General features: G+C 63.8%; 21 protein-coding genes. 8 read left to right on the top strand and 13 right to left on the bottom strand.

What is annotated here, in order from left to right; translation table 11 throughout:
• Positions 1 to 100: 100 nt before the first annotated feature.
• The 6 genes from AC13HB_RS07665 to eda are packed head-to-tail and all read left to right on the top strand — an operon-like array spanning position 101 to position 7,426.
• On the top strand, positions 101 to 1,747 hold the full coding sequence (locus AC13HB_RS07665) for a sodium/sugar symporter (protein WP_482949152.1): 1,647 nt from the start codon (positions 101 to 103) through the stop codon (positions 1,745 to 1,747).
• A gap of 37 nt (positions 1,748 to 1,784) precedes the next feature.
• Positions 1,785 to 3,254 carry a glucose-6-phosphate dehydrogenase gene (gene zwf / locus AC13HB_RS07660; protein ID WP_482949151.1) on the top strand — a complete coding sequence of 490 codons (1,470 nt, stop codon included), beginning with the start codon at positions 1,785 to 1,787 and terminating at the stop codon, positions 3,252 to 3,254.
• Complete coding sequence (gene pgl / locus AC13HB_RS07655; protein ID WP_482949150.1) at positions 3,238 to 3,966, top strand: 6-phosphogluconolactonase; 729 nt, start codon at positions 3,238 to 3,240, stop codon at positions 3,964 to 3,966. The genes zwf and pgl overlap by 17 nt, the downstream gene beginning before the upstream one ends.
• A gap of 13 nt (positions 3,967 to 3,979) precedes the next feature.
• Positions 3,980 to 5,830, top strand: coding sequence for a phosphogluconate dehydratase (edd, locus tag AC13HB_RS07650; protein WP_482949149.1), 1,851 nt, complete (start codon positions 3,980 to 3,982; stop codon positions 5,828 to 5,830).
• Positions 5,827 to 6,801, top strand: coding sequence for a glucokinase (gene glk, locus AC13HB_RS07645; protein ID WP_482949148.1), 975 nt, complete (start codon positions 5,827 to 5,829; stop codon positions 6,799 to 6,801). The genes edd and glk overlap by 4 nt, the downstream gene beginning before the upstream one ends.
• A 1-nt stretch (position 6,802) precedes the next feature.
• Positions 6,803 to 7,426: a bifunctional 4-hydroxy-2-oxoglutarate aldolase/2-dehydro-3-deoxy-phosphogluconate aldolase gene (eda, locus tag AC13HB_RS07640; protein ID WP_482949147.1), complete on the top strand. Its 624-nt coding sequence runs from the start codon at positions 6,803 to 6,805 to the stop codon at positions 7,424 to 7,426.
• A gap of 66 nt (positions 7,427 to 7,492) precedes the next feature.
• Here the strand turns inward: eda and AC13HB_RS07635 are convergent, their stop codons facing one another.
• Genes AC13HB_RS07635 through AC13HB_RS07590 form a run of 10 tightly spaced genes read right to left on the bottom strand, consistent with a single transcriptional unit; the run spans position 7,493 to position 16,337 of the window.
• Positions 7,493 to 8,188: a PASTA domain-containing protein gene (locus AC13HB_RS07635; RefSeq protein WP_482949146.1), complete on the bottom strand. Its 696-nt coding sequence runs from the start codon at positions 8,186 to 8,188 to the stop codon at positions 7,493 to 7,495.
• Between the two features lie 22 nt (positions 8,189 to 8,210).
• Positions 8,211 to 9,353, bottom strand: a complete 1,143-nt coding sequence (locus tag AC13HB_RS07630) for a PASTA domain-containing protein (RefSeq protein ID WP_482949145.1) — start codon at positions 9,351 to 9,353, stop codon at positions 8,211 to 8,213.
• Positions 9,350 to 10,015: a hypothetical protein gene (locus tag AC13HB_RS07625; protein WP_482949144.1), complete on the bottom strand. Its 666-nt coding sequence runs from the start codon at positions 10,013 to 10,015 to the stop codon at positions 9,350 to 9,352. The genes AC13HB_RS07630 and AC13HB_RS07625 overlap by 4 nt, the downstream gene beginning before the upstream one ends.
• A complete protein-coding gene (locus AC13HB_RS07620; protein ID WP_482949143.1) occupies positions 10,008 to 11,033 on the bottom strand; it encodes a hypothetical protein in 1,026 nt (341 codons plus the stop codon). Before AC13HB_RS07620 ends, AC13HB_RS07625 begins: the two co-directional genes overlap by 8 nt.
• Positions 11,034 to 11,081: 48 nt before the next feature.
• The gene (locus AC13HB_RS07615) at positions 11,082 to 11,621 is read right to left on the bottom strand and encodes a hypothetical protein (RefSeq protein WP_482949142.1); all 540 of its coding nucleotides are present in this window, start codon (positions 11,619 to 11,621) and stop codon (positions 11,082 to 11,084) included.
• A 31-nt stretch (positions 11,622 to 11,652) separates the two neighbouring features.
• Positions 11,653 to 12,402: a hypothetical protein gene (locus tag AC13HB_RS07610; protein WP_482949141.1), complete on the bottom strand. Its 750-nt coding sequence runs from the start codon at positions 12,400 to 12,402 to the stop codon at positions 11,653 to 11,655.
• Between the two features lie 15 nt (positions 12,403 to 12,417).
• On the bottom strand, positions 12,418 to 12,888 hold the full coding sequence (locus AC13HB_RS07605) for a hypothetical protein (RefSeq protein WP_482949140.1): 471 nt from the start codon (positions 12,886 to 12,888) through the stop codon (positions 12,418 to 12,420).
• An 11-nt stretch (positions 12,889 to 12,899) separates the two neighbouring features.
• Positions 12,900 to 14,666: an OmpA family protein gene (locus AC13HB_RS07600; protein WP_482949139.1), complete on the bottom strand. Its 1,767-nt coding sequence runs from the start codon at positions 14,664 to 14,666 to the stop codon at positions 12,900 to 12,902.
• A gap of 17 nt (positions 14,667 to 14,683) precedes the next feature.
• On the bottom strand, positions 14,684 to 15,262 hold the full coding sequence (locus AC13HB_RS07595) for a peptidylprolyl isomerase (RefSeq protein WP_482949138.1): 579 nt from the start codon (positions 15,260 to 15,262) through the stop codon (positions 14,684 to 14,686).
• Positions 15,255 to 16,337, bottom strand: coding sequence for a hypothetical protein (locus tag AC13HB_RS07590; RefSeq protein ID WP_482949137.1), 1,083 nt, complete (start codon positions 16,335 to 16,337; stop codon positions 15,255 to 15,257). The genes AC13HB_RS07595 and AC13HB_RS07590 overlap by 8 nt, the downstream gene beginning before the upstream one ends.
• 245 nt (positions 16,338 to 16,582) lie before the next feature.
• Here AC13HB_RS07590 and AC13HB_RS07585 point away from each other — a divergent pair, with 245 nt between their 5' ends.
• The gene (locus tag AC13HB_RS07585) at positions 16,583 to 17,647 is read left to right on the top strand and encodes a helix-turn-helix domain-containing protein (RefSeq protein ID WP_482949136.1); all 1,065 of its coding nucleotides are present in this window, start codon (positions 16,583 to 16,585) and stop codon (positions 17,645 to 17,647) included.
• A gap of 106 nt (positions 17,648 to 17,753) precedes the next feature.
• Positions 17,754 to 18,245 carry a hypothetical protein gene (locus tag AC13HB_RS07580; protein WP_482949135.1) on the top strand — a complete coding sequence of 164 codons (492 nt, stop codon included), beginning with the start codon at positions 17,754 to 17,756 and terminating at the stop codon, positions 18,243 to 18,245.
• Positions 18,246 to 18,410: 165 nt separating this feature from the next.
• Here the strand turns inward: AC13HB_RS07580 and AC13HB_RS07575 are convergent, their stop codons facing one another.
• The 3 genes from AC13HB_RS07575 to AC13HB_RS07565 form a co-directional block, all read right to left on the bottom strand.
• Positions 18,411 to 19,322 carry a peptidoglycan-binding domain-containing protein gene (locus AC13HB_RS07575; protein ID WP_482949134.1) on the bottom strand — a complete coding sequence of 304 codons (912 nt, stop codon included), beginning with the start codon at positions 19,320 to 19,322 and terminating at the stop codon, positions 18,411 to 18,413.
• A gap of 489 nt (positions 19,323 to 19,811) precedes the next feature.
• Positions 19,812 to 20,609: an SDR family NAD(P)-dependent oxidoreductase gene (locus AC13HB_RS07570; RefSeq protein ID WP_482949133.1), complete on the bottom strand. Its 798-nt coding sequence runs from the start codon at positions 20,607 to 20,609 to the stop codon at positions 19,812 to 19,814.
• 100 nt (positions 20,610 to 20,709) lie between these two features.
• Entirely contained in the window at positions 20,710 to 21,564 is an 855-nt protein-coding gene (locus AC13HB_RS07565) for a tetratricopeptide repeat protein (protein ID WP_482949132.1), read from the bottom strand.
• Positions 21,565 to 21,580: the final 16 nt, after the last annotated feature.

Raw genomic sequence — 21,580 nt, 5'->3', positions numbered from 1 at the left:
TATAGCGGCAACGCCAAGGAACGCCAACTGCGCCGTCGCGCCTTGCGGGAAAACGGGAGCGGGTCCCGCTAAAAATCAAAAGTCCGGGGAGGGACGACCAATGGCTTTGGAGTTAATCGATCTATTCATCGTGGGGATCTATGCGGTCCTCCTGTTCGGCGTTGCGAACTGGGTCAGCCGGGAGAAGGCGGGGCACAAGAAGGATGCCGAGGATTACTTCCTGGCCGGCAAGGCATTGCCATGGTGGGCTGTGGGGGCCTCGCTGATCGCCGCGAACATTTCTGCCGAACAGATCATCGGCCAGTCGGCACAAGGCTATGTCGTGGGTCTGGCCATCGCCGCCTATGAGTGGCAGGCCGCGATCGTTCTCCTGATCGTCGCCAAATTCTTTCTGCCTATTTTCCTGAAGACCGGCGTCTACACCATGCCGCAATTCCTAGATCTGCGGTTCGGCGGTGGCGTGAAGTCAATCATGGCGGTGTTCTGGATTGCGCTCTACACGGCGGTGAACCTGACGGCTGTACTCTGGCTGGGCGGTCTGGCTATCAGCGCCGTCACAGGATTGGCCGTATGGCCGGCGATGGCGCTTCTCGCCACGTTCGCAATTCTCTATTCTCTCTATGGCGGACTGAAAGCCGTTGCGCTGACCGATATCATCCAGGTCGTGATCCTGATTGCCGGCGGCTTCCTGATTACCTTCGTCGCGCTTGGCCTTGTGGGGCAGGGTGAGGGTGCGCTGGCCGGACTTTCCATTCTGATGAATGAGATTCCGGGGCATTTCGACATGATCCTTCCGACGGGTCATCCCAACTACAGTGACCTACCGGGTATCTGGACGCTCCTTGGCGGGCTCTGGGTGCTTCACTTCTCCTACTGGGGCTTCAACCAGTACATCATCCAGCGTGCCCTGGGGTCGAAGAACCAGGCTGAAGCCCAGAAGGGTCTGGCCTTTGCGGCTGCGCTGAAACTTCTCATTCCGGTGATCGTCGTTATTCCGGGGATTGCGGCCCTTTACCTCGCCGATGCCGGCCTGCTCGACGGAGCGACGCTGGAGGAGCGTCCGGACAGTACCTATGGCGTGCTCATGACGCTGGTTCCTGCCGGCCTTCGCGGTCTCGTATTCGCGGCGCTGGTCGCGGCGATCGTGTCCTCGCTGGCCTCGATGGTGAACTCGATCTCGACCATCTTCACCATGGATATCTATCGGGCCTTCAAGCCGGACGGGAAAACCGGCCACTACGTCACCGTCGGACGCATCACCGCGCTGACCGCGATGCTGATTGCTCTATTGCTCGCGCAACCCTTCCTGGGCGGCTTCGAAAGCGCATTCCAGACGATCCAGGAATATACCGGCTTCATTGCCCCCGGTGTGGTGGCCATCTTCCTTCTCGGCTTCTTCTGGAAACGGGCCAATACGGCCGGTGCCTTCGCGCTCCTGATCTCGTCGGTTGGCTTGTCCTTCCTGTTCTGGCTCCTGGCGAACCCGGCGGCATTTGGCGGTATCGGCAGCAATCTGCTCGCCGGTCTGGGAATGGAAGCGCTCGATCTGCCCTTCGTGATCCGGATCTGGATCGTTTTCCTGTCCTGTCTCGTGATCGGGGTCGTGGTGTCGCTACTGACGCCCGCACCGCGCGCCGACCGGCCGGTGGAGCTGTCGGGCCTCCAATTCGCCACGACACCGGTCTTCAATGCGGCTGCGATCGCGATCATTGCGATCCTGATCGCGATCTATGGAGTGTTCTGGTAATGACCCTTGTGGGCGCACACGCTCCGGGAGGCTTGCCATGTCGCAACTGATCCCGGTCGAACCGTTCGATATCGCGATCTTCGGTGCAACAGGGGACCTGGCGCTGCGGAAGCTGATTCCGGCGCTGTTCCACCGTTGGTGCGACGACCAGATTCCACCCAATTCGCGCATCGTAGCCGTAGCGCGCGAGGATATGGATCAGGCGTCCTATCGTGACCTGGCCGCGACCCACATCAATTTCGCCAAGGACGGACGCCGAGAGCAGTGGGACGCTTTTACCGAACTTCTCACTTATGTCCCGGTCGACGTCTCCTCCGAGAGCGAGGGCTGGCAGCAGCTGGCCGAGACGCTCGACCCGGACCCGGGCAAGATCCGCCTTTTCTATCTGGCTTTGCCGCCTTCGATCTATGGCGTGGTCTGCGCGGGTATCGCCCGGCACGAACTGAACACGGCCAATGCGCGTATCATTCTGGAAAAACCGATCGGCCACGACTTCCATTCAGCGCGCCAGATCAACGACCAGGTCGGGGCCGTCTTCCCGGAGAATGCGATCTTCCGGATCGATCATTATCTGGGTAAGGAAACCGTCCAGAATCTGTCCATACTGAGGTTCGCGAACGCCCTGTTCGAGCCGTTGTGGAATGCGAACGGTATCGATCACGTGCAGATCACCGTCGCCGAGGACCTAGGGGCGGGCAAGCGGGCGGCCTATTACGACCGGTCCGGCGCCCTGCGAGACATGGTGCAGAACCACCTGCTCCAGCTTGCCTGTCTCGTCGCCATGGAGCCGCCGTCGTCGCTGGAGCCCGACGCGGTGCGCACGGAAAAGCTCAAGGTCCTGCATTCCCTCCGCTCGATCGGACCGGATCGGATCGGGCACGATGTCGTGCGCGGTCAGTACCGGACCGGCATAATGGGCGGAGAGACGGTGCCGGGATATATCGAGGAATTGGGCGAAGCCAGCGGTACCGAGACCTATGTTGCGATACGCGCTCACATCGACAATTGGCGCTGGGCCGGAGTTCCCTTCTATCTGAGAACAGGCAAGCGCATGACATCAAGGCGCTCGGAAATTATCGTCCAGTTCCGGAGCGTGCCTCACGATATCGTAGGGGCGATGGAGGGCCGTCTCCACGCCAACCGTCTCGTGATCCGGCTACAGCCCGACGAGGGCGTGAAGCTGATGCTGATGACCAAGGACCCCGGGCCTGGTGGTGTGCGGCTGCGCTACGTCCCGCTCAACCTCTCCTATGCCGAGCATTTCCAGGCCGATTATCCCGATGCCTATGAACGGCTTCTCATGGCGGTGGTGCGCGGGAATCTCGGACTTTTCATGCGGCGGGATGAAGTTGAGGCCGCCTGGCGCTGGGTCGACGGGATCATCCACGCCTGGGATGACCGGGAGGCCGGTCTTCATCACTACCCCGCCGGCACGGACGGGCCGACCCAAGCCGACCTCATGATCGCACGCGACGACCGGGAGTGGTTCGATGCTGTCAGTGCTTAGCCTGATCAGCGAGTTCAACGCGCATCCGAGTCGCGCCGGAATGGCGCAGGCCCTGTGCACGGAATTGACCGAGGTTCTGAGCGACGCCATCCGCGCGCGCGGTCATGCCAGCCTTGCCGTGTCCGGCGGTTCGACGCCGAAGGCGCTCTATGAATTGCTGGCGCAGCAGCCACTCGACTGGAACAAGGTGATGGTTGTCCTCGTCGATGACCGCTGGGTCGATCCGGGCATGGCTGGGTCGAACGAAACCTTCGTGAGGAACGCCTTGTTGCAGGGTCCTGCCGCGAGCGCCGGTTTCGTCGGTCTGAAGACCGCGGCAGCGACGCCTGCGGAAGGCTGTGTGGAGGCCGCCGAACGGCTGTCCTCGGTTGCGCGTCCGTTCGATGCCGTCCTGCTAGGGCTTGGCACGGATGGCCATACCGCGTCATGGTTCCCGCATGCCGCCGGGCTGGAAGTCGCTCTGTCCCCGGAGGGCGCGCCCGTGGCGGCGATCAAGGCCCGGGCCTCGCAGGTGACGGGGCCCTTCACCGAACGGATCACGCTGACCCGATCTGCTTTCTCCGGTGCGCGGCACGTCTATGTCATGATCGCCGGCGAGGACAAACGCGAAGCCTGGAAGACGGCCCAGGGGCCGGGCCTTGTCGAGGACATGCCGGTGCGGGCCCTGATCCGCGATCCGGAATTCGAACTCATCGCCCACTGGTCACCCTGACGGAGACACGCTCATGCCTGCCCTGAACCCGACCGTGAACGAGGTCACCGAACGCATCCGGCAGAAAAGCCGGGGAACCCGCACTGCCTATCTCGACGCGATGAAGGCGGCCCGTCTGGAGGGGCGGAATCGCGGCGTGCTTTCCTGCGGCAATCTCGCTCACGGTTTTGCGGCATGCTCCGGCAGCGACAAGCGCGGCCTGAAGGATGGCGGCCGCGCGAATGTGGGTATCGTCACCGCCTATAACGACATGCTGTCGGCACATCAGCCGTTTGCGACCTATCCCGACCGGATCAAGCAGGCGCTCCGGGATGTCGGCGCGGTCGGACAGGTGGCCGGCGGGGTTCCCGCCATGTGCGACGGGGTCACACAGGGCCAGCCCGGCATGGAATTGTCCCTGTTCAGCCGCGATGTGATCGCGATGTCGACCGCAGTGTCCCTGTCTCACAACATGTTCGATGCGGCACTCTATCTGGGCGTTTGCGACAAGATCGTGCCGGGCCTGCTGATCGGCGCGCTGCGCTTTGGCCACCTGCCGGGGATATTCGTGCCTGCCGGTCCGATGCGGTCCGGCCTGCCGAACCCGGAGAAAGCGCGCATCCGGCAGCTCTATGCCGAAGGCAAGGTCGGGCGCGATGCCCTGCTCGATGCGGAGAGCAAGAGCTATCACTCGCCGGGTACGTGCACGTTTTACGGCACGGCCAATTCCAATCAGATGCTGATGGAGATCATGGGGCTGCACGTTCCGGGCGCCGCCTTCATCAATCCGGGCGATCCGATGCGGAACCTCCTCACCGACGCGGCTGCGCAGCGTGCTGCGGCGATCGTTGACGAGGAGGATTGCATGATGGCGTCCATCGTTGACGAGCGCGTCATCGTCAACGCGATCGTCGGCCTGCATGCCACGGGCGGCTCGACCAATCACACCATTCATCTTATCGCGATCGCGCGGGCGGCCGGCATTCTGATCGACTGGTCGGACTTCGAGTCTCTTGCCGAAGTGACGCCGCTCCTGTGCCGCGTCTATCCGAACGGTCCGGCCGATGTGAACCATTTCCATGCCGCCGGCGGACTGGGCTTGGTAATCCGCGAATTGCTCGATGCCGGCCTGCTCCATGAGGACGTCCGGACTGTTATGGGCAAGGGCTTGCGCGCCTATGCGACCCAGCCCTTCGAGGACGAGGGGGGCGCCCTGGTCTGGCGACCGGTGAACGAAGCCAGCGCGGACACCGAAATCGTCCGGCCCGTAGCCGAGCCCTTCGCCTCCGATGGCGGTCTGAAGCTGCTCGACGGTCCGCTGGGGCGCGCGGTGATCAAGATCTCGGCTGTGAAGCCCGAGCATCGCAGCGTGACGGCACCGGCTTGCGTCTTCGAGGATCAGGACGACTTCATGGCCGCCTTCAAGGCCGGCGAGCTGGAACGGGATTTTATCGCTGTCCTGCGTTTCCAGGGCGCGCGCGCGAACGGCATGCCGGAGCTTCACAAGCTGACCCCGGCGCTCGGTTCCTTGCAGGACAAGGGTTTCAAGGTTGCCCTTGTGACGGACGGCCGGATGTCCGGCGCGTCCGGCAAGGTGCCTGCGGCCATTCATGTCAGCCCGGAGGCGGCCCTGGGCGGACCGCTGGCGCGGGTGAAGGACGGAGACATGGTCACGCTGGATGCGCCGACCGGCCGGCTCGACATTGCCGCCGATGGCTTCGACGCGCGTCAGCCCGCAATCCTGCCAGCGGGCGCGAGGCAGGGCATGGGGCGCGAGTTGTTCGCCGGCTTCAGATCGCTTGCGAGTCCGGCCGAGGAGGGCGCTCTATCCATTCCGGATCTGGTCTGGGCCGCCGAAGCTGCCAGGGTCCATGAAACCGCATGACCGGAATGAGTACCTATATGGTCGCCGATATTGGCGGAACGAATGCCCGTTTCGCGATCGCGACCGGCTCGTCGTCTGCCGGCTACAAGCTCGAGCACATCGCGCGCTACCGGAATGAGGATTTCGAGCATTTGCGCGATGCGGCGCACGCCTTTCTGGAAAGCTGGGCGGGCCGGAAGCCGGATCTCGCCTGTTTTGCGGTCGCCGGTCCGGTCAGCACCGGCAAGGTCCGGCTGACCAATTCCACCTGGCGTTTCTGTCCGAAAGACCTTGCGGCAGAATTGGGGTTGGACCGTCTTGTGCCGGTCAATGATTTCGCGGCCCAGGCACGCGGCGCCCTCCTCGTGGAGGAGGCGGACCGGGTGCTGCTCAATCCCGGCAAGTCGGTATCCGGAGCCAGTCATGTCGTCCTCGGCCCGGGCACCGGCCTGGGTCTGGGCATACTGGTGCCCCGCGGTGACGATGTCGTCGTTATCCCGACCGAGGGCGGGCATGCGGGTTTCGCACCTCGTACGGAGGAGGAGATTGAGGTCGGCCGTTTTATTGCGGACGAGTATGGTTTCGTCTCCTGGGAGAGACTTCTGTCCGGGCGCGGGCTGGTGAACATCCATCGTGCCCTCAGCGTACTGGCGGGCGAGCCTTGGCCGGGACGGCGCCCCGAAGACATCACCAGTGAGGCTCTTAAGGACCCGTCCTCCCTGTCGCGCCGGGCGACGGACATTTTTTGCGCCGTACTCGGTGCCTATGCCGGGGATGTCGCGGTGCTGAGCGGTGCCCGGGGCGGAGTTCATATTGGCGGGGGGATCGCGCCGAAGATCCGGACCCTGATCGAAGAGGGCGATTTCCTCGCCCGTTTCCAGCGCCGGGGACCGATGACCCATTACGTCTCGGCGATTCCCGTTCATCTCATCCTCACCGACAATGCGGCCCTGCTCGGCGCCGCGGCCCTGGCCGAAAAGGGAAGCCTCTGACATGACCCTGACTTCCGACGAACTTCTCGATGCGGCGCGCGTCATCCCGGTCCTCACCGTCGCCGACCCTGCGCACGGGCAGCCGCTCGCCCGGGCGCTCAAGGCCGGGGGGCTGCGGGTCGTGGAGATGACCTGGCGCACCGAAGCGGCTCTTGAGGTCATGGCGGAGATGAAGGCGGCCGAGCCGGACCTCATCGTCGGCATGGGTACCATCCGCACGCCTGGGCAAATTGATGCCTGCCTGAAACAAGGCGTCGACTTCTTCGTCTCTCCCGGGCTGACGCCGGCGCTCGGCGCGGCCCTGCTGGAAAGCGGCGTGCCGGCGCTTCCCGGTATCGCGACCGCGAGTGAAGCAATGCAGGCCCGCGAAGTCGGCTTCAAAGCGCTCAAATTCTTCCCTGCTGAACAGTCAGGCGGAATAGCCTTTTTGAAGGCCTTGTCCGGGCCGCTCCCTGATATCCGTTTCTGCCCGACCGGTGGCATTTCGGCTGAACTCGCGGAAGCGTACCTGGCGCTTCCCAATGTCGGCTGCGTTGGCGGGTCCTGGGTGGCGACCGCGGGTCAGCTCGAAGCCGGCGACTGGAACGGGATTACGCAGAATGCCCGTCGAGCCGCGGGTGCCTGATCCGGACTTGCGCGCCAGCGTGTGGCGTGTATTTGGAGGAAATCCTTCGTTCGCGTCTTTGCCGCACTATGTGTCCGGCGGGACCAGGGTCACGACCAGTTCGCTACCCGCGAGTACGATCGAATTCGCTGGCGGCAGGGTTTCGCTGACCACGAAGCCGGGATCCGGCGTGTCGATATCATTGCCTACGCTATCGATCAGGCGGACTTCCAGATCCAGGGCCGCCAACGCGGTCAGGACCAGGTCGGCCGTGCGCCCTTCGAGATCGGGCACGGCCCGCATATCTTCTGCCCCGGAGGGTGGAGGGACCGGCACGATCTTGAAGGTCAGCTTGGCGCTGGCCGTTGAGGCATAAGCGTATTTGTTGGCGAAACCCGCATCCACGGGCGTCACATAGGTTCGCGCGCGCGGCCGGGCCCGCAAACGCGTCAGCTGGGGTACCGTGGCGCGCAAGGCAGTGGCTCTTGCAGCGGTCGGCGGCGGCATGGACACGTTCGAACCGTTGTTTCCAGATATGCGCATGGAGACGTGAACTTCACCTGTCGTTTCCGGCAGGACGTAAAAGGTCGGCCGGTAGCCGATCTCCCTGAGCGTCGACATCAGCGCTTCGCTGTCCTCGCGATATAGGTCCAGGGTTGCACTGAGCGCGGACTCGTCCAGAGCCCGCTGGGCGTCCGCCACGCCCTCGCCGACCGACGCTATGACATCCCCCAGAGGCGAGGCCAGGACATCGCTGAGCAGGTCCTTGAGTTCGTCGGCCATGATGCTCTCCTTTTCGTCGCGATCAGCTCGCGAATATGACGGTCACGCTCGATCCGCGGGCGGCCCGCTGTCCGGCGGACGGGTCCTGCAACGCGGCCTGGCCGGCTGCAGCGCCACCCATTCCACTCGGCCCCGCCACGGCTTCCAGCCTGAGCCCGATCGAATGGAGGATCTGGCGGGCGGCCGTTTCAGTGAGCCGGCGCACGTCCGGCACTTCGACATCGCTCGGCGCCGCTGCGCCGCCGCCATCCTCGGAAAAGTCGAATTCCAGATCGCCGAGCGCGCCGGCGATTTCCGGTCTTTTGAGGTCATCGGCATCAAGCAGCGTCACATTGGTGCCGCCATCGCCCATCAGCCCCTTCATACGTATCCGCACATTCGCGAGCGCGAGATTGCCGCCCTGCTCCCGGATTTCGCGTTGGGCCTGACCGATCTGGTCGCCCAGATTGGTGGCCATCATGCTCACCGCGACTTTCTTTTCGCTGGGTTGTTTCAGGCGGGTATTTTCCGCCCGCACGGCTTCGAGCTGTTGGCGGAGGTCGGGTATGACCGCAAGATCGCGCCGCAACCCGGCCGCGGTCTCGCGCTCCGAGCGCAATTGCTGCTCCAGTTCAGGCAAGCGGCGAAGCTGTACCGTCAATTGCTGTTTTTCGCGCTGCGATCCTGCGATCTGGTTTTCGAGGCTCCGGATCTTGGCGTCCCGCGTTGCGATCCGTTCGTTGAGCACGCGCAATTGTGGGGCTGCGACCGCCGCCGGGGTCGTATTTGCCATGACCACGGCCTGCGGTGCGCCGCCGACCCGTAAAGAGGTGCGAGACAGCCGTGCGCTCGCCGCAACCGGCGTAACGACTCGCGGCAGATTGACGATTTCGCCGAAATCCACCGAGAGGAGGCCGCTCTGGCTGTTGTATGACAGGCGCCCGCCATCGCTTAGGACGGCATTTTCCTGTGCCTTGATCAGGCGAAGGTTCGGCGCCGAGAGATTATCGGCCTGGTTGAAGGATACGGATATTCTCAGATCGCCCGATGCATCGGTCGCGACGGCCCGGCCGATCGAGACCCAGCGGCGGCTGGAAAGCCTGAAAACCTGCAGGCGGCACGCCAGCGATTTGGAGGGCGATTGGTCCTGGTTGACGATTTTGGCGCTCGCCTGGATCTGTTTCATGATCCACCTCCCGCCTCGATGGAGAGACTGGCTGTCGTGGTGCCCGCCCGGGCGGTGACAACGATGATCGTCTTGTCTCGCTCATTCCTGTCAATGCTGATCCGGGTCTGCGACAGGCCGGTCTTGTCCGTCACGAGGATCGCGTCGACCAGGCGGGTTCCAGTCCGCAGTCCGGCGAACTCGCCACCATTGGCCCGGGTCAGGCGCTCGCTGGCGGCCAGATCGAGATTGAGTTCCACGCGGGTATCGGCCAGCACTTCGCCGGCCGAGTTGAACAGTTCGACATCGAGCGGGCATTGGCCTTCCTGAATGTCGCCGGCTGTCAGGTGGATGATCGGAACGGGCAGGCCCTCGCCGGGCGGAATGGCCACCAGGCGTCCGGATATCTGACTGCGCGTCTCGCGGTGGCTGCGTGTCGAGCCAGCGGGTTTGCGGACATTGGTCAGACGCAGAAGCGGGCGGCCGCCCGTCTGGTGGGTGGTCTCGACATCAACCCCGAGTTCGAAATCGAGATAGGGGATGTGGTAGGCGGGCATCGGGCGGCCGAAGGAATCGATTGGTTCCGCTTCGTTCAGTGCTTCCTGCGCCTCGCGCACGCCGGAGGCCAGGGCGACCAGCAATTCTTCGATGGATTCGGCGACGAGCCGATTGTCGTCATCCATGGTCGGCCTCCCGTCTGCGCTCGCTGGCCCGCCGCCGCCGGTCCTCGTCGCGCTCTTCTTCCTGCCTCGTCTCGCGACGGCGTTCCTGCTGACGTTGCTGCAGGCGTTCGCGACGCTCCTGTTCCTCTTCCTCCTGCCGGCGTTCGGCAGCGCGCCGCTCGCGGGCAGCCGAGCGCAACCGGTCGGAGCGTTCCTGCAATTGCGCCACGCTGCCGGTGGCGACGTTGAACAAGCGCCCCATTCTGTCGCGGAAGCCGCGTTGATAGGTGTCGAAATCAGGGCCGCCGATCCGTTCGCGCCGGGCGAGCCAGTCGTCTTCGATCACGCGTTCCGCGCGGCGAGGCGCATCTGTAAGGGCGCTGACACGGTCGAGATCGCGTCCGAGCCGTTCATTCCCCTCCATCACGTGGTCCAGCCCCATATCCCGCGTCGCCCGCGACAGGTCCTCACGCTCTCTGTCCATGCCCGCCTCGGCCATTTGCCGGTCAGCGCTGCGCAATTGGCGGCGCATATCGGATAGCTGGTCCCGGGCGGCGGAGAAACGATCCGTGTCGAGCGGCGCGCCGCGTTGAGGGCGGCGCAATTGCTCGCCCGGGGTCGCACGCAGGGGCGGGGTTTCGTCGGGACGCACCGGTTGTCGGGGGCGGGTTTCGACCGGCGGCGCCGCGCGCCGGGGCTCGGGCGTGTCGTTCTGGCGCTGGACGGCACGCTGCGTGGCCGCATCGCGGCGTCTTTGCCAGGCGTCGTGTTCGGCCCGTCTTTGCGCCAGAGGCTGGACCTGATAGAGCGCGGCCGTGCGAGGATCCGGTGTCTCCGCGCCGGTGAGGCTGGCCATGCGCGCTTCGAGCGCGCGCCTTTCTTCCAGCAAATCCTGAAGCGGCTCCGGCAGGTCGATACCGGGGGCGGGGCTTCCGGCGGAGTCGTTCCCGGGGACGGGCGCCTGCGCCGCCGGACGGCCGGGGCGGCCCGGCGCAATCGCACCCCGACGCTCCAGATCTCGCCAGCTAGGACCGGGCATGAGACCCTCCAAAGCCGGCAAAAGAAAACGCGGACATGATCACCTCGCCTAACCTTCCCCTTCGCCCTTTGCGACGAGGTTGCGGATGCGTTCCTCGAGCACGGTCGGCGGGGGAATGGGCACAAGCTTGGTTCGCATGATCGAGCTGCCTTCCGCGGCGTACTGATATTTGGACGCGAAGCTGGCGCTGACAGCGCTGACCGAAGCCTTGGCCGAGAAAAAGCCCAGCGACCCCTTGGCCGTTGCGCGGGTGGAGCTGCGGTGGACCTCCACGCTGGAATTCATGGAGATCGACATCTTCAGTTCGATGACCGTGTCGACGAATTGATAGAATGTCGGCGTGAAACCCAGTTCCAGAAGGCTGTATTTCGAACCGTCATTGAATTCGACGAGGTATTTGCGCTCGTCGCCGCTTGCCAGTGGCGGCGGACTGTTCTCCTCGTCTTCGGCAACTTCATATCCGGCCATCATCCGGGCGATGCGCAAGGAAACCAGATCGAGCTGGTATTGCGCCTCGGCAATGCCGACGCCGAGATTGCGCACCATTTCCGGAAATGGGACGGCGAGTAGTTCCTGGCCTACGCCCATGATCGCTCTCCTGGATGATTAGTCTTCGTGATCACTCTGTCGGAGCGGGTAGCCTGGCGCGGCGGCGCGCATCTTCCTGCTCCATGACCGCGCGGATGCGTTCCTCGAGGATGGGCGGGGGCGGCAGCGGCGAGAGTTTGGTCCGGAGCAGGCTCGCACCCTCGGCGCTGTAGCTGTACTTGCTCGAATAGGTGGCATCGACCTGGGAGGTCGATACGGTCTCGCTCTTCTGCGAACTCTTGCGGCTGCCGAAAAGTCCGAACCACGGCCGTTTCGACTTGTTCGCGCGCTGTTCCTCTTTCGAGGTGAGGCGTTGCGAACGGGTGCGAGAGAACGAACTCGAGCGCGTGATCTTGATGGCGATCTTCACCTCGATAATGGTGTCGACGAACTGGTAGAAGTTCGGCGCAAAGCCCAACTCGAGCATCGAGACCCGCATCGGGACACGGATCTCGTCATCATCGCCGGCGCCCTTGGCGTCCTGCGCCTCCAGGATCCGGTTCAGCGCTTCGTCCACACTGCCGCCGGAGAGGGCATCGTCCACCGCCAGGAAGGACCGGGCCTCCGCGACGGTCATGTATTCATGGCCGAAAAAGACCCGGCTGTCGTCGAAGGCGACTTCGCCTTCATCATTGTAGACAGTGCGCAGACCGCCCATCATTTCGGCGACCTCGATCGAGGACTCGTCGAGCTTGACCTGCGCTTCCGCGATGGCGAAGGCCATCTGCCGGATCATGTCGCCCATCGGGACGTTGAGTAGTTCGCGTCCGATCGAGGCCATCAGCGGTCTCCTTTCCTATTCGGTCTGTTGCGTCTCCGCATAGCGGCGGAGAATGGGGGTGAGCTGCTCGGGGGGAGGCAGGGAGACGATGCGTGCCGCGATCGAGCTCTGCCCCTCGCTCGAAACGGAGAATTTGCGGGCAAAGCCGACATCGACACTGGCGGCGACCATGACGAATCCGACGCCGCCGCTGACCTTGGCCCCGACCTTGACCGAGGTCTCCGTGGTTTCCGACATGGAAAAGCTGAGCTTGGCTTCCACTGTGGCCTCGGTGAAGGCGTAGAAGGTGGGGATGAAGCCGATGCTGAGCAGATTGTAGCTTTCCTCGCCGATCTCCACTTCCGTCTCAGCCATCTCCTTCGCAACGGCGACCGAATTGGCGTCGAGCGCGCTCTGTGCCCGAGCGATGGACAGACCCAGTTGCTCGATGATCTGCGGCAGCGGAGCCGACATCAGGGATCGGGAAACGGAAGGAGTCTCGGCCATGGTTCAAATACCTAGGAGAGGTACTCCTTGATCGTGGCCAGGAATTCAGGCGGTGCAGGGATCGCGACGAGACGGGCGGAAATGCTGGAATTCCCCGTAACGTTCATCTCGAACTGTTTCTGGTAGCGAATGTCCAGTGAGGCACCGACCGCGACGGTCCGGTTGCCACTGCGCTCCTGTGTCAGATTGCGTGACTCGCTGCGGCTGAATTGCTGCGTCACCGTGATGTCTTCCGAGCCGGACAGAGAGATTTCCCGGTTGGAAGTGGTCACGAGGGCGAGGGTGAATTTGGCGCCCTGCGGGCACAGATGGACCACATTGCCCTCGGCCCAGGCGCGAACGCCGGCGGCACTGTTGGCATTGATGTCCCGCGCCAGATTGGCCGCATAGCTTTCCGGCGCGTCCTGTACCTGCCCGCCGGCCGGTGATCCGTCGAGCGGGAAGCGGTGCTCGCCGATGTCGACGCGCCGGTCCGATCCCGTCAGGCGCGCATTCTCCGGCTTGTAGACATAGAGGAAGCCATTTCCTGTACCGGCCGCATTGCCGAACTGGGAGGGCTGGGCCTCGCTGCGGACGATCTCGTGCGAGGCATCGCCACGCACGATGATGAAATAGTCCGTGCGGTCGCGCAGATAGGTCTCCGTGATGCGATGGGCTTCGTTGCGCTGGCCGTCCGGCTGGTTTTCGTCGGCCCATCTTTGTTCGCCACGACTGCGGACCTGGTCGGGCGTGGGCAACTGGTTTGCCGGGACACCGAGGGCCAGGAGCCGTTCGCGCATGTACAGCCCGCGGTTTTTACCGAGGCGGAGATTGTAGCCGGCCGGACCGGAGCGGTCCGTATAGCCTTCGATATCGACCGCATACCCGGTGTCGCGCAGGAAGCCGGCGAAGTTCTGCGTATTGTCTTCATGTTCGGCTTTGTAGGGAACGACGTCAAAATCGTGCCGGACCGTGCGCATCAGGCGGCCCGGGCCGCCGATCACGCTGGTCTGATAGCCCAATCCCTGGATCGCGGCGGCGACCGCTTGCGCATGGGCTTCCACGGAGGCGCCGGGCTGGACCTCCACGCTCGTGCCCGATTTAAGCGTATAGGTCTCGGCGGAAACGGGAACTTCGGAGATGCGGATCACGGCGCGGCTGAACGTGCCGGCCCCGAGGAAGGCGACCGTATTCGGGGTCGTCACGATTTTCGAGTGGGTCGGATTGACCGTCGGATTGACCGGGGCGCACTCATGCTCGGGCAGGACGCGTTCGACGCCGCTATTGCTGTCGCCGCGCAAGCGGGAAGCCAGGGTCTCGATCCGCTGGCGCGGGTCCGCGCCTTCGAGCTGATAATTATTGCCGGCAACCTGCAGTGCACCTTGCGTGCTCATCGCGATTTCGATGCGCGCTTCGCGCTGCGTGGTCGAGGTGCGAGACCGACTGGTCGTCTCTGTAGAGCTTTCCGTTCTGTTGTCGCTGGTTTCGGACTGGTCGTTGAAGGAGCCGGACAGGTTGAGGTCGAGCCCGAATTCCTTCTCCACCCGAAGGCTGACCTGGAGCGAAGTCGAGATGTCGGCGTGCTGATAGTGATAGAAGGCCGGAGAAAGGCCCAGATCGAGCAGGGACTTGCCGTCTAGGCTGTCGCGCGGTTCGACGAAGTGGGCGATCTGATTGACGCTGTTCTCATCCAAAGCGGTCTGCGCCTCGGCGATGCCCAGACCGAGAGAGGTGATGAAATCGGCAACGCTTGCTTCGGCGAGAATTTCGCCCGGTGTCATGTCCTCGATGTCGGGCATTGCCTCCGTCTCCTTTTCTATCCCAGCAGGGCTGCTTGCGCGGCCTGCCCGCCCTGGTCCGGTGGCAGGGTGCGGGCGATCGAGCGCTCGACCGCGTCATCACGTACGATGAAGTAACGGTGCCGCCTTTGGGCCTGACGCAGCATGGTTGGCGGCACCGAATAGCCGCGCTTCATCCAGTCACGCAGGGTTTCCGCCAAGGGCAGCTTGCCCTGGCCCGCAATCTCGCAGGCACGCTCCAGCGTTCTGGAGGCGGCTTCGGCCTGCTCGCTGAGCAGGAGGGCGATGGCGAGCCGCTGGAGCAGTTCGCCATGGTCCTTCTTCAGCATCGGGTTCATGTGAGGGATCGTCTCATAATGCGCGTCGGCTTCCTGGCAATAGGCGATGATTTCCTCGAAATCGCCGGCCAGCTCGAGCGCTTCGAGGACGCACTGGGCGTAGTGCCGGTAGAAAATCTCCGGCGCCTTGGCGGATGCGGCCATGCGCAGGGCTTCTCGAAAATGACGCAGGGATTCCTTGTAACGCCCGGCAAGCAGGTGAAGCTTGCCCTGCTCGGCAATACCCAGATGAAGAAGGTGGGTCTGGGCTTCAGCCATGCTGGAGCTCCGCGAAATAGACTTCGGCACCGACCGCTTCGAGCGTGGCGCGAGTGATGCGGGCCTGGGTCTCCATCATCGCCGGGGTCCGCACCGGAAGCGTACCGACCGGAAGGGACAGAGCGCGCAGGGCGGCGTCGAGCCGCTCCGGTTCGCTGGCACCGACAATGTCGAGAGAAACGGCTTGGAAAGTGGTCAGCTCGGCCCGGACCTGCAGTCCGGCGGCAGTGTAGGCGCTCATCCGGTCTTCCAGGCCATGATGCCTGACATCCGATTCCAGCACGAAGGGCGAATGATCGAGAAGACGCTCTGCCGTGTTTTCGGGGATGCCGGCGAGGGTGTGCATCGCCGCGACCCGCTCCGGGTCCTCCGGGCCGGCACGCCGGCCTTCGAGCCAGATTTCGAAATGCAGGAAGTCGCGATTGACGATGCGGATCGATCCCGTGCGGCCAAATGTCCCCCACAGGGCTTCCGCGTCCGCGAAACCGAGATCATCCGCCATGAGGACGCCTGCGCCGAGCGGCTGATATCCGAGTTCGGCGACGGCGCGTTCGAGCCGGCCGAGGACTGTGCGCGACTCGCCATTGTGGATCAGAACGTAACGGGCCTCCTTGATGTCGGAGGCAATGAGCTCTGCCGCATCGTCCGGGAGGGCTGCTTGCAGGGCGTCGGCGGTCGGCTTCGACACCCGGCCCAGCACCACGCCTGGCGGCGTGATCATCATGTTCAATGCACGCTCGGTATCGCAGGCACAAAAACTCGCCAGTGCGTCGGCGACATCGTGCGCGCTGGCCGGGTTGGTCAGACGCAGGGCTATGTCGAAGAGCGGCTTTTCCTCGAATACGGGTGGTTTGTCGGAAACCTCGGTCTCGAGCCCGACCTGCTCCAGTAGTGAGGTCAGCTTGTCGGCGAGATGCGCATCGACATCGCTGACGAGCAGCGACGGTGCGCGATAGATCGCGGTGAGCGTCTTCTCGATCGGCAGGCCGAGACCGTGAGCGACCGCCACCGCAGTACGGGGTCGCGCCTTGCCGATGGAAACCACCGATACGTGTTTCTTGGAAACCGTAAGCACGCACTGCCTCCCAATCAGGAGTTGCGACTATTTAGGATTGTTGCTCTGGAATGTTGCGCCGTCAAGTGGCGTCATGCGACTGTTATGGGCCGGCGCGTCATATCTGGCTCCATCGCCGTTGAGGCGGCCCGATGGGGGGAATGTCACGCTCGGTCCGGCGCGACGTGAACTCGCTTGATTGTCGTCCCTGTTGGCTTCGATCAGGACTTGCGGCGTGCGCTTCGATAGGGTCGAAATGCGTCCCTATGACGTTGTCGTTCCTGGATATCGCGCAATTGCTCGCCGCTTATCACGCGGCGGGTCTCGTGGTGCTGCTCATGCGCCATGTACGGCTGGCCGGCCTGGCGCTGCTGTGCGCGATCTTTTCGGTCCATATGGCCGTCAATCTGGGTGTGAGCCTGGGCGTGGTAGGTCCCGCTTTCGACGTCACCAGCGCATTCGGCCTGCTCTATGGACCGGCCTTCTACCTGTTCGTTCGCGGCGTGACCGCGGAGGGCGCGCGCTGGAGCACCATGACTGCCCTGCACGCTGTGCCGGCCTTTGTCATAGCCGCGTGGCAGCCCGAACCGCCCATCCCGTATCTCTTCGGTCTTCCGAGTCTGGTCATCTATATCGGCCTCGCATTGCGCGCGCTGTGGCGGCACCGGCGTGCGCGGGCGGAGTGGCGGTCCGACGATCTGGCGATTTCCCTGGACTGGGTCCAGCTCGCGCTGGCGGGATTTGTCGCGCTCGCGGTTATCGACATTACGCGCGAGGTGGTCGGCTTTACGTCCGGTGCGTGGCCGGACGACATCGCTCTTTCGATGGTCATCGCCGGGACGATCGTTCTGCTCACCCTGATGACGATGGCTGCACGGGCACATGACCGACGCTGCGGCGCCTTGCCCGATGCCTCGCTCGAAGGCCGGCGCGACGGACCGTCAGGTACAGCCTCCGACGCCGGGTCCGGTGAGGAAGCCGGACGTTTCGCCGAAACCTTCTCGCAGATACAAAGCCTGCTCGAAGCCGAAGAGCTCTGGCGCGAGCCGCGGCTCTCGGTCGCCGATCTTGCACAGCGCCTGCGGCTCAATCCGCGTGATGTTTCCCGGGCGATCAATCTGCACGGCGAGGCGAGCTTCTCCCGCTTCATCAACGGCTATCGGGTTGCCGCTCTGGACGCCTTGCTGGCGGAACCGGTCAATCATGGCCGGACCATCATGGAGCTGGCCTATGAGGTCGGGTTCAATTCCAAATCCACCTTCAACCGGATCTATCGCGACGTGACCGGGCGCACGCCGACGGACGCCTTCAACGCCGCGAAATCCGGCTAATCGGTCCCGGATCAGGTTTCGGGACGTCCGGAGTCGGGAAACGGGACGACAGGCGCATCTCAATGGTGTGTTCACGGCACAATTGAACGTCGAGAAAGGACACATCATGCGCTCACTTCTACTCCCCGTTTTCGCGGCCATGACTGCCTGTGCCTCTGCCCAGGCCGACGAGCTGGGCCTGCCGGAGAACATCGCCTTCGGGGCGGGTCTTGAAGCCATGGCCCCGGTTTTCGAGCAAATGTGCGATGCTCATGACGTTCGCACGCTCGACCCGGCAGACCTGCCGATCGCCGAGACCAGTCATGTCCAGGTCGACTGTCGCGGTTTCGAACATGCCGGCAGTGCGCGCCTCGCCGAGTTCGTTTTCGCCGACGACCATCTGGTATTCGTCTGGGTCCTCACCGAGGCCATCGAGGAAGTCACGCATCTCGCGGCCATGCGAGACCGTTATGGCGACCCCACGCACGAGACGTCCGCCTTCGTCGCCTATGCCGACGATCGTATTGCTCTTCGCCGGGACATTCCCGAATTTCTCTATTACGGCGAGGCTGTAGCGCCCATGTACCGGGCCTGGTTCGATCAGATGGCGGCCGGCTAGAATCGGCGGACTGTGGCCACGCATTCTCCTTGGCGACGCTAAGCCGTCCGGGTCAAATGGCGTCAACTTGCGGCCTGAGTTTTGAGGAAGCCCCGTTCTTCGCGACCAGTTCGTTTTAGTCTGACGCCACCATCCTGGCGCTCTGCGCCAGGTGTCGCTCTGTCATCAAGGAAGGTCTGATGCTTCCAGAAGCGTATAGGTCAGTCTTTCCTTGCGCCGTGCTTCGGACTTTTCGGCCAGGGTCATGAAGGCAGCGAACTTGTCGGCATTCTGGAAGACCTGGCAGCCGGCGGAATACTTTCCGATATTGGCTGTCGTCCCCTGCGCGCTGGCCCGGTGGATATTGATGCCGAACCAGCCCTCATGGACCTTGCCGTCCCGGTCGAGCCGCTCATCCTTGTTCTTGTCCCGCCAGACACGGACTTTTCCTTTCTGGACCAGCGCTTTGTACTTGCCGCGATGGAGGCCGGTCGCATAGGCGCCCACATACTGGCCTGGCACGAGGATGGCAGCGCCGTCGTCATTGAGCAGCTTCACGCGCGTATAGTGATGGCCCGGATCGGTCGTGATGCTGGCTTCCAGAACGCGTTCCTGACAGGCATCGTCGCGATAGACGACGTAAAGCTTGTCGTCGAACGCGTTGATACGGTCGGAGGCGCTGCGAACACCGACAATGTTCAGGGCATAGGGCTTGCCGTCGTCGAACCATTGATAGCCCTTGTTCAGGACGGCACGGCGAATGCGAGCGGCCAGATCGCCGGCCGCATTGTTCGTGGCCGGGCTCTCTGTGTGGTCGGCGGGAGCGGAACTCTTCCCGGCCGGCGCCGTGTCCGTTTCCTCCCGCAGGAGCGCGGTCCAGCTGCTCAGGCCGACCACACCGTCCTGCACCAGACCAGCCTTTTTTTGAAATCGCTTGACCTGGAATTCGGTCCCCGGTCCGAAAATTCCGTCCGCGAACTTGGCGGGATCGAGGTCGGGAAGCTTCTTCGCCAGGTGCCGCTGCATGCGGGTGACGGCTTCGCCGCTTGCGCCTCGGCGCAGCGTCGGATGGCGGTTCTTGGCGTAGGTGACGGTCATGGCGTTTCCTCCGGCTATGTCCTCCTCGCGCGTCCGCGGCCATGTCCGGGCTGTGGCGTAAAGTCCTCCAGCTCCGCCTTGAGGCCGTCTTCCACTTGGTCCAGCTCCGAAAGGTGTCGCCGGAGGGCGTCAAGCGTGTCGGCGGGTTTCTCCCGGTCGAGGGTGAGTTTCAGGTCGCAGCCGCCAGACAGGGCTGGTTTGCCGGCGAGCGGCACGGGCACCTCGAAGGTCCGGCTCGACTTTACCCAGAACGCAGTTGGCGAGAGTCAACTCATCCTCCCGGAGCGATTTCGCGGGAATATACCATTTAAGGTTAGTTTCATCCACAGCTCGCCTTCGAGGGGAAGGGCGAGCGTGGTGAATCGCGACCGCCCGTGCGGGTCCGGGCCTGTCCTGACAACTTGCCTGACCGGCGCGGACAGCAAACCCGGTTCCGGTCAGCGGGGACTCGTCCGTTTGAACCTGTCGGGTAGTTTTGAGCCGTCAGCCCTAGTTCGAGACGGTGTAGTTCATCGCCAGGCGGCCGCCATCGGCATAGATGGTCGTGCCGGTGATGTAGCTGGCATCCCTCGAGGCGAGGAAGGAAGCGACGGCGGCGATCTCGTCCGGATCGCCGATGCGCTGGAGCGGTGTGCGGGACATGATCTTGTCCATCGCCGCCTTGTCGTCGTTCACGGCCTTGAGCACGTCCGTATTGATACTGCCCGGCCCGATTGCATTGACGCGGATGCCGTAGCGCGCGAGTGAAAGCGACATGGACTTGGTGAGCTGGTTGATGGCGCCCTTCGTGGTGCAGTAGGCGAGCTGGTCGGGGATCGCCATGACACCGTTGACCGAGGACATGTTGATGATGGCGTAGCGGCGCCGGGCGTCCTCGATGCGTTCGCCGTTTTCCTCGATCTGGTCGACCATCTGCCGGGCGGCTTCGCGGGCGACCAGGAAAGCCCCTTTCAGATTGACGCCGACCACCTTGTCGAAATCGCTCTCGGAAAGATCGAGAATATCGCCCTTGGCGACGATACCGGCATTGTTGACGAGAATATCGAGCCGGTCGAAGGCGGAGCGCGTTTCGGCGAGGAGATTGTTTACCGAGAGCCGGTCGGAAACATTGCAGGAGACGAACAGTGCCTTGCCTTTTTCCGCGCCCAGCTCGTCGGCGAGCAGCTGGCCCGCCTCGCTGTCGATATCGGCGATGACGACATAGCATCCGTCTTCGCTCAGCCGGCGTGCACAGGCCTTGCCGATACCGTTGGCGCCGCCGGTGATGATCGCGACCCGATCGCCCATGATCTCACTATCCCTTGCAGGGCCACTCGACTGTGCGGCCGGTCATTCCCCTCGCACAGCTGCCGGCGGCTGGCAATGGCGCGTCGAAGACGGACCCGGATCAGGGGCGGTGGGTGCGCTCGTAATCGTCTGCGATTTCAGGATCGTCCGGGGAGAGTTCCCAGGCGCGTTCATAGAGCGGCAGGGCCTCGTCCAGTCGGCCCAGCGCCTCCAGTGCTGCAGCGTGGGAATGCACGATGGCACCGATTTCCGGCTCCGCGGCGACGGCCTGTTCGCACAGCGGAAGGGCGGTTTCGGGACGTCCGTCCTGGATCAGCGTCCAGCACAGCATGTTCAGCGTGGACCCGTTGTCCGGATCGAGTTCGACGGCGCGGCGTGCGTCCTCGACGGCAGCGGACGTCATGCCGGAGTCCAGCAGGGCGCTCGACCGGTTGATCCAGGCACCCATCCAGTCCGGCTCCAGACGCACCACGCGGTCATAGGCGACGACGGCGTCGACCGGCCGGTCCAGGTCCTGGTAGACGATCCCCATGGTCAGATGGGTCAGCGTGTCGTCGGGCATGCGCAGGGCCGCCTCGGTCAGATCCTCGAGGGCACCCTCGAGCTGGCCGAGCTCGGCCCGGGCCACGCCGCGATTGCGCCAGAGCGTCGGTTCGATCAGGCGCGCATCCTGGGTCTCCACGATGGCGAAGGCGAAATTATAGGCACCGAGGGCCTCCTCATAGCGCTCCTCGGTCATGTAGGCGCCGCCCAGTCCGGCATAGACCATGATCTCCTCTTCCGGGGTCAGGTCTTCCGTGTCGAGGCAGGCGGAAAGGTTTTCGATCGCGGCCGCGGAATCACCGGCCTCGAGATCGGCCCGCCCCTGGGCGCAGTCGGTGATATCCTTCTGCGCCAGCGAAGGCGGCGCAGCGAAGATGAACAGGGCGAGAAGGCAGGCGGAAAGGGAACGCATCGAAGTCTCCGGTCGG

The sequence above is a fragment of the Maricaulis sp. B-26 genome (assembly GCF_056857855.1).
Note: the sequence above shows the minus strand (reverse complement) of the source record. Positions and strands in the feature narration are given on the sequence as shown.

Coding starts and splice junctions, on each gene's coding strand:
- AC13HB_RS07665 (WP_482949152.1), top strand. CDS start 101: ATGGCTTTGGAGTTAATCGATCTATTCATCGTGGGGATCTATGCGGTC.
- zwf (WP_482949151.1), top strand. CDS start 1,785: ATGTCGCAACTGATCCCGGTCGAACCGTTCGATATCGCGATCTTCGGT.
- pgl (WP_482949150.1), top strand. CDS start 3,238: ATGCTGTCAGTGCTTAGCCTGATCAGCGAGTTCAACGCGCATCCGAGT.
- edd (WP_482949149.1), top strand. CDS start 3,980: ATGCCTGCCCTGAACCCGACCGTGAACGAGGTCACCGAACGCATCCGG.
- glk (WP_482949148.1), top strand. CDS start 5,827: ATGACCGGAATGAGTACCTATATGGTCGCCGATATTGGCGGAACGAAT.
- eda (WP_482949147.1), top strand. CDS start 6,803: ATGACCCTGACTTCCGACGAACTTCTCGATGCGGCGCGCGTCATCCCG.
- AC13HB_RS07635 (WP_482949146.1), bottom strand. CDS start 8,188: ATGGCCGACGAACTCAAGGACCTGCTCAGCGATGTCCTGGCCTCGCCT.
- AC13HB_RS07630 (WP_482949145.1), bottom strand. CDS start 9,353: ATGAAACAGATCCAGGCGAGCGCCAAAATCGTCAACCAGGACCAATCG.
- AC13HB_RS07625 (WP_482949144.1), bottom strand. CDS start 10,015: ATGGATGACGACAATCGGCTCGTCGCCGAATCCATCGAAGAATTGCTG.
- AC13HB_RS07620 (WP_482949143.1), bottom strand. CDS start 11,033: ATGCCCGGTCCTAGCTGGCGAGATCTGGAGCGTCGGGGTGCGATTGCG.
- AC13HB_RS07615 (WP_482949142.1), bottom strand. CDS start 11,621: ATGGGCGTAGGCCAGGAACTACTCGCCGTCCCATTTCCGGAAATGGTG.
- AC13HB_RS07610 (WP_482949141.1), bottom strand. CDS start 12,402: ATGGCCTCGATCGGACGCGAACTACTCAACGTCCCGATGGGCGACATG.
- AC13HB_RS07605 (WP_482949140.1), bottom strand. CDS start 12,888: ATGGCCGAGACTCCTTCCGTTTCCCGATCCCTGATGTCGGCTCCGCTG.
- AC13HB_RS07600 (WP_482949139.1), bottom strand. CDS start 14,666: ATGCCCGACATCGAGGACATGACACCGGGCGAAATTCTCGCCGAAGCA.
- AC13HB_RS07595 (WP_482949138.1), bottom strand. CDS start 15,262: ATGGCTGAAGCCCAGACCCACCTTCTTCATCTGGGTATTGCCGAGCAG.
- AC13HB_RS07585 (WP_482949136.1), top strand. CDS start 16,583: ATGACGTTGTCGTTCCTGGATATCGCGCAATTGCTCGCCGCTTATCAC.
- AC13HB_RS07580 (WP_482949135.1), top strand. CDS start 17,754: ATGCGCTCACTTCTACTCCCCGTTTTCGCGGCCATGACTGCCTGTGCC.
- AC13HB_RS07575 (WP_482949134.1), bottom strand. CDS start 19,322: ATGACCGTCACCTACGCCAAGAACCGCCATCCGACGCTGCGCCGAGGC.
- AC13HB_RS07570 (WP_482949133.1), bottom strand. CDS start 20,609: ATGGGCGATCGGGTCGCGATCATCACCGGCGGCGCCAACGGTATCGGC.
- AC13HB_RS07565 (WP_482949132.1), bottom strand. CDS start 21,564: ATGCGTTCCCTTTCCGCCTGCCTTCTCGCCCTGTTCATCTTCGCTGCG.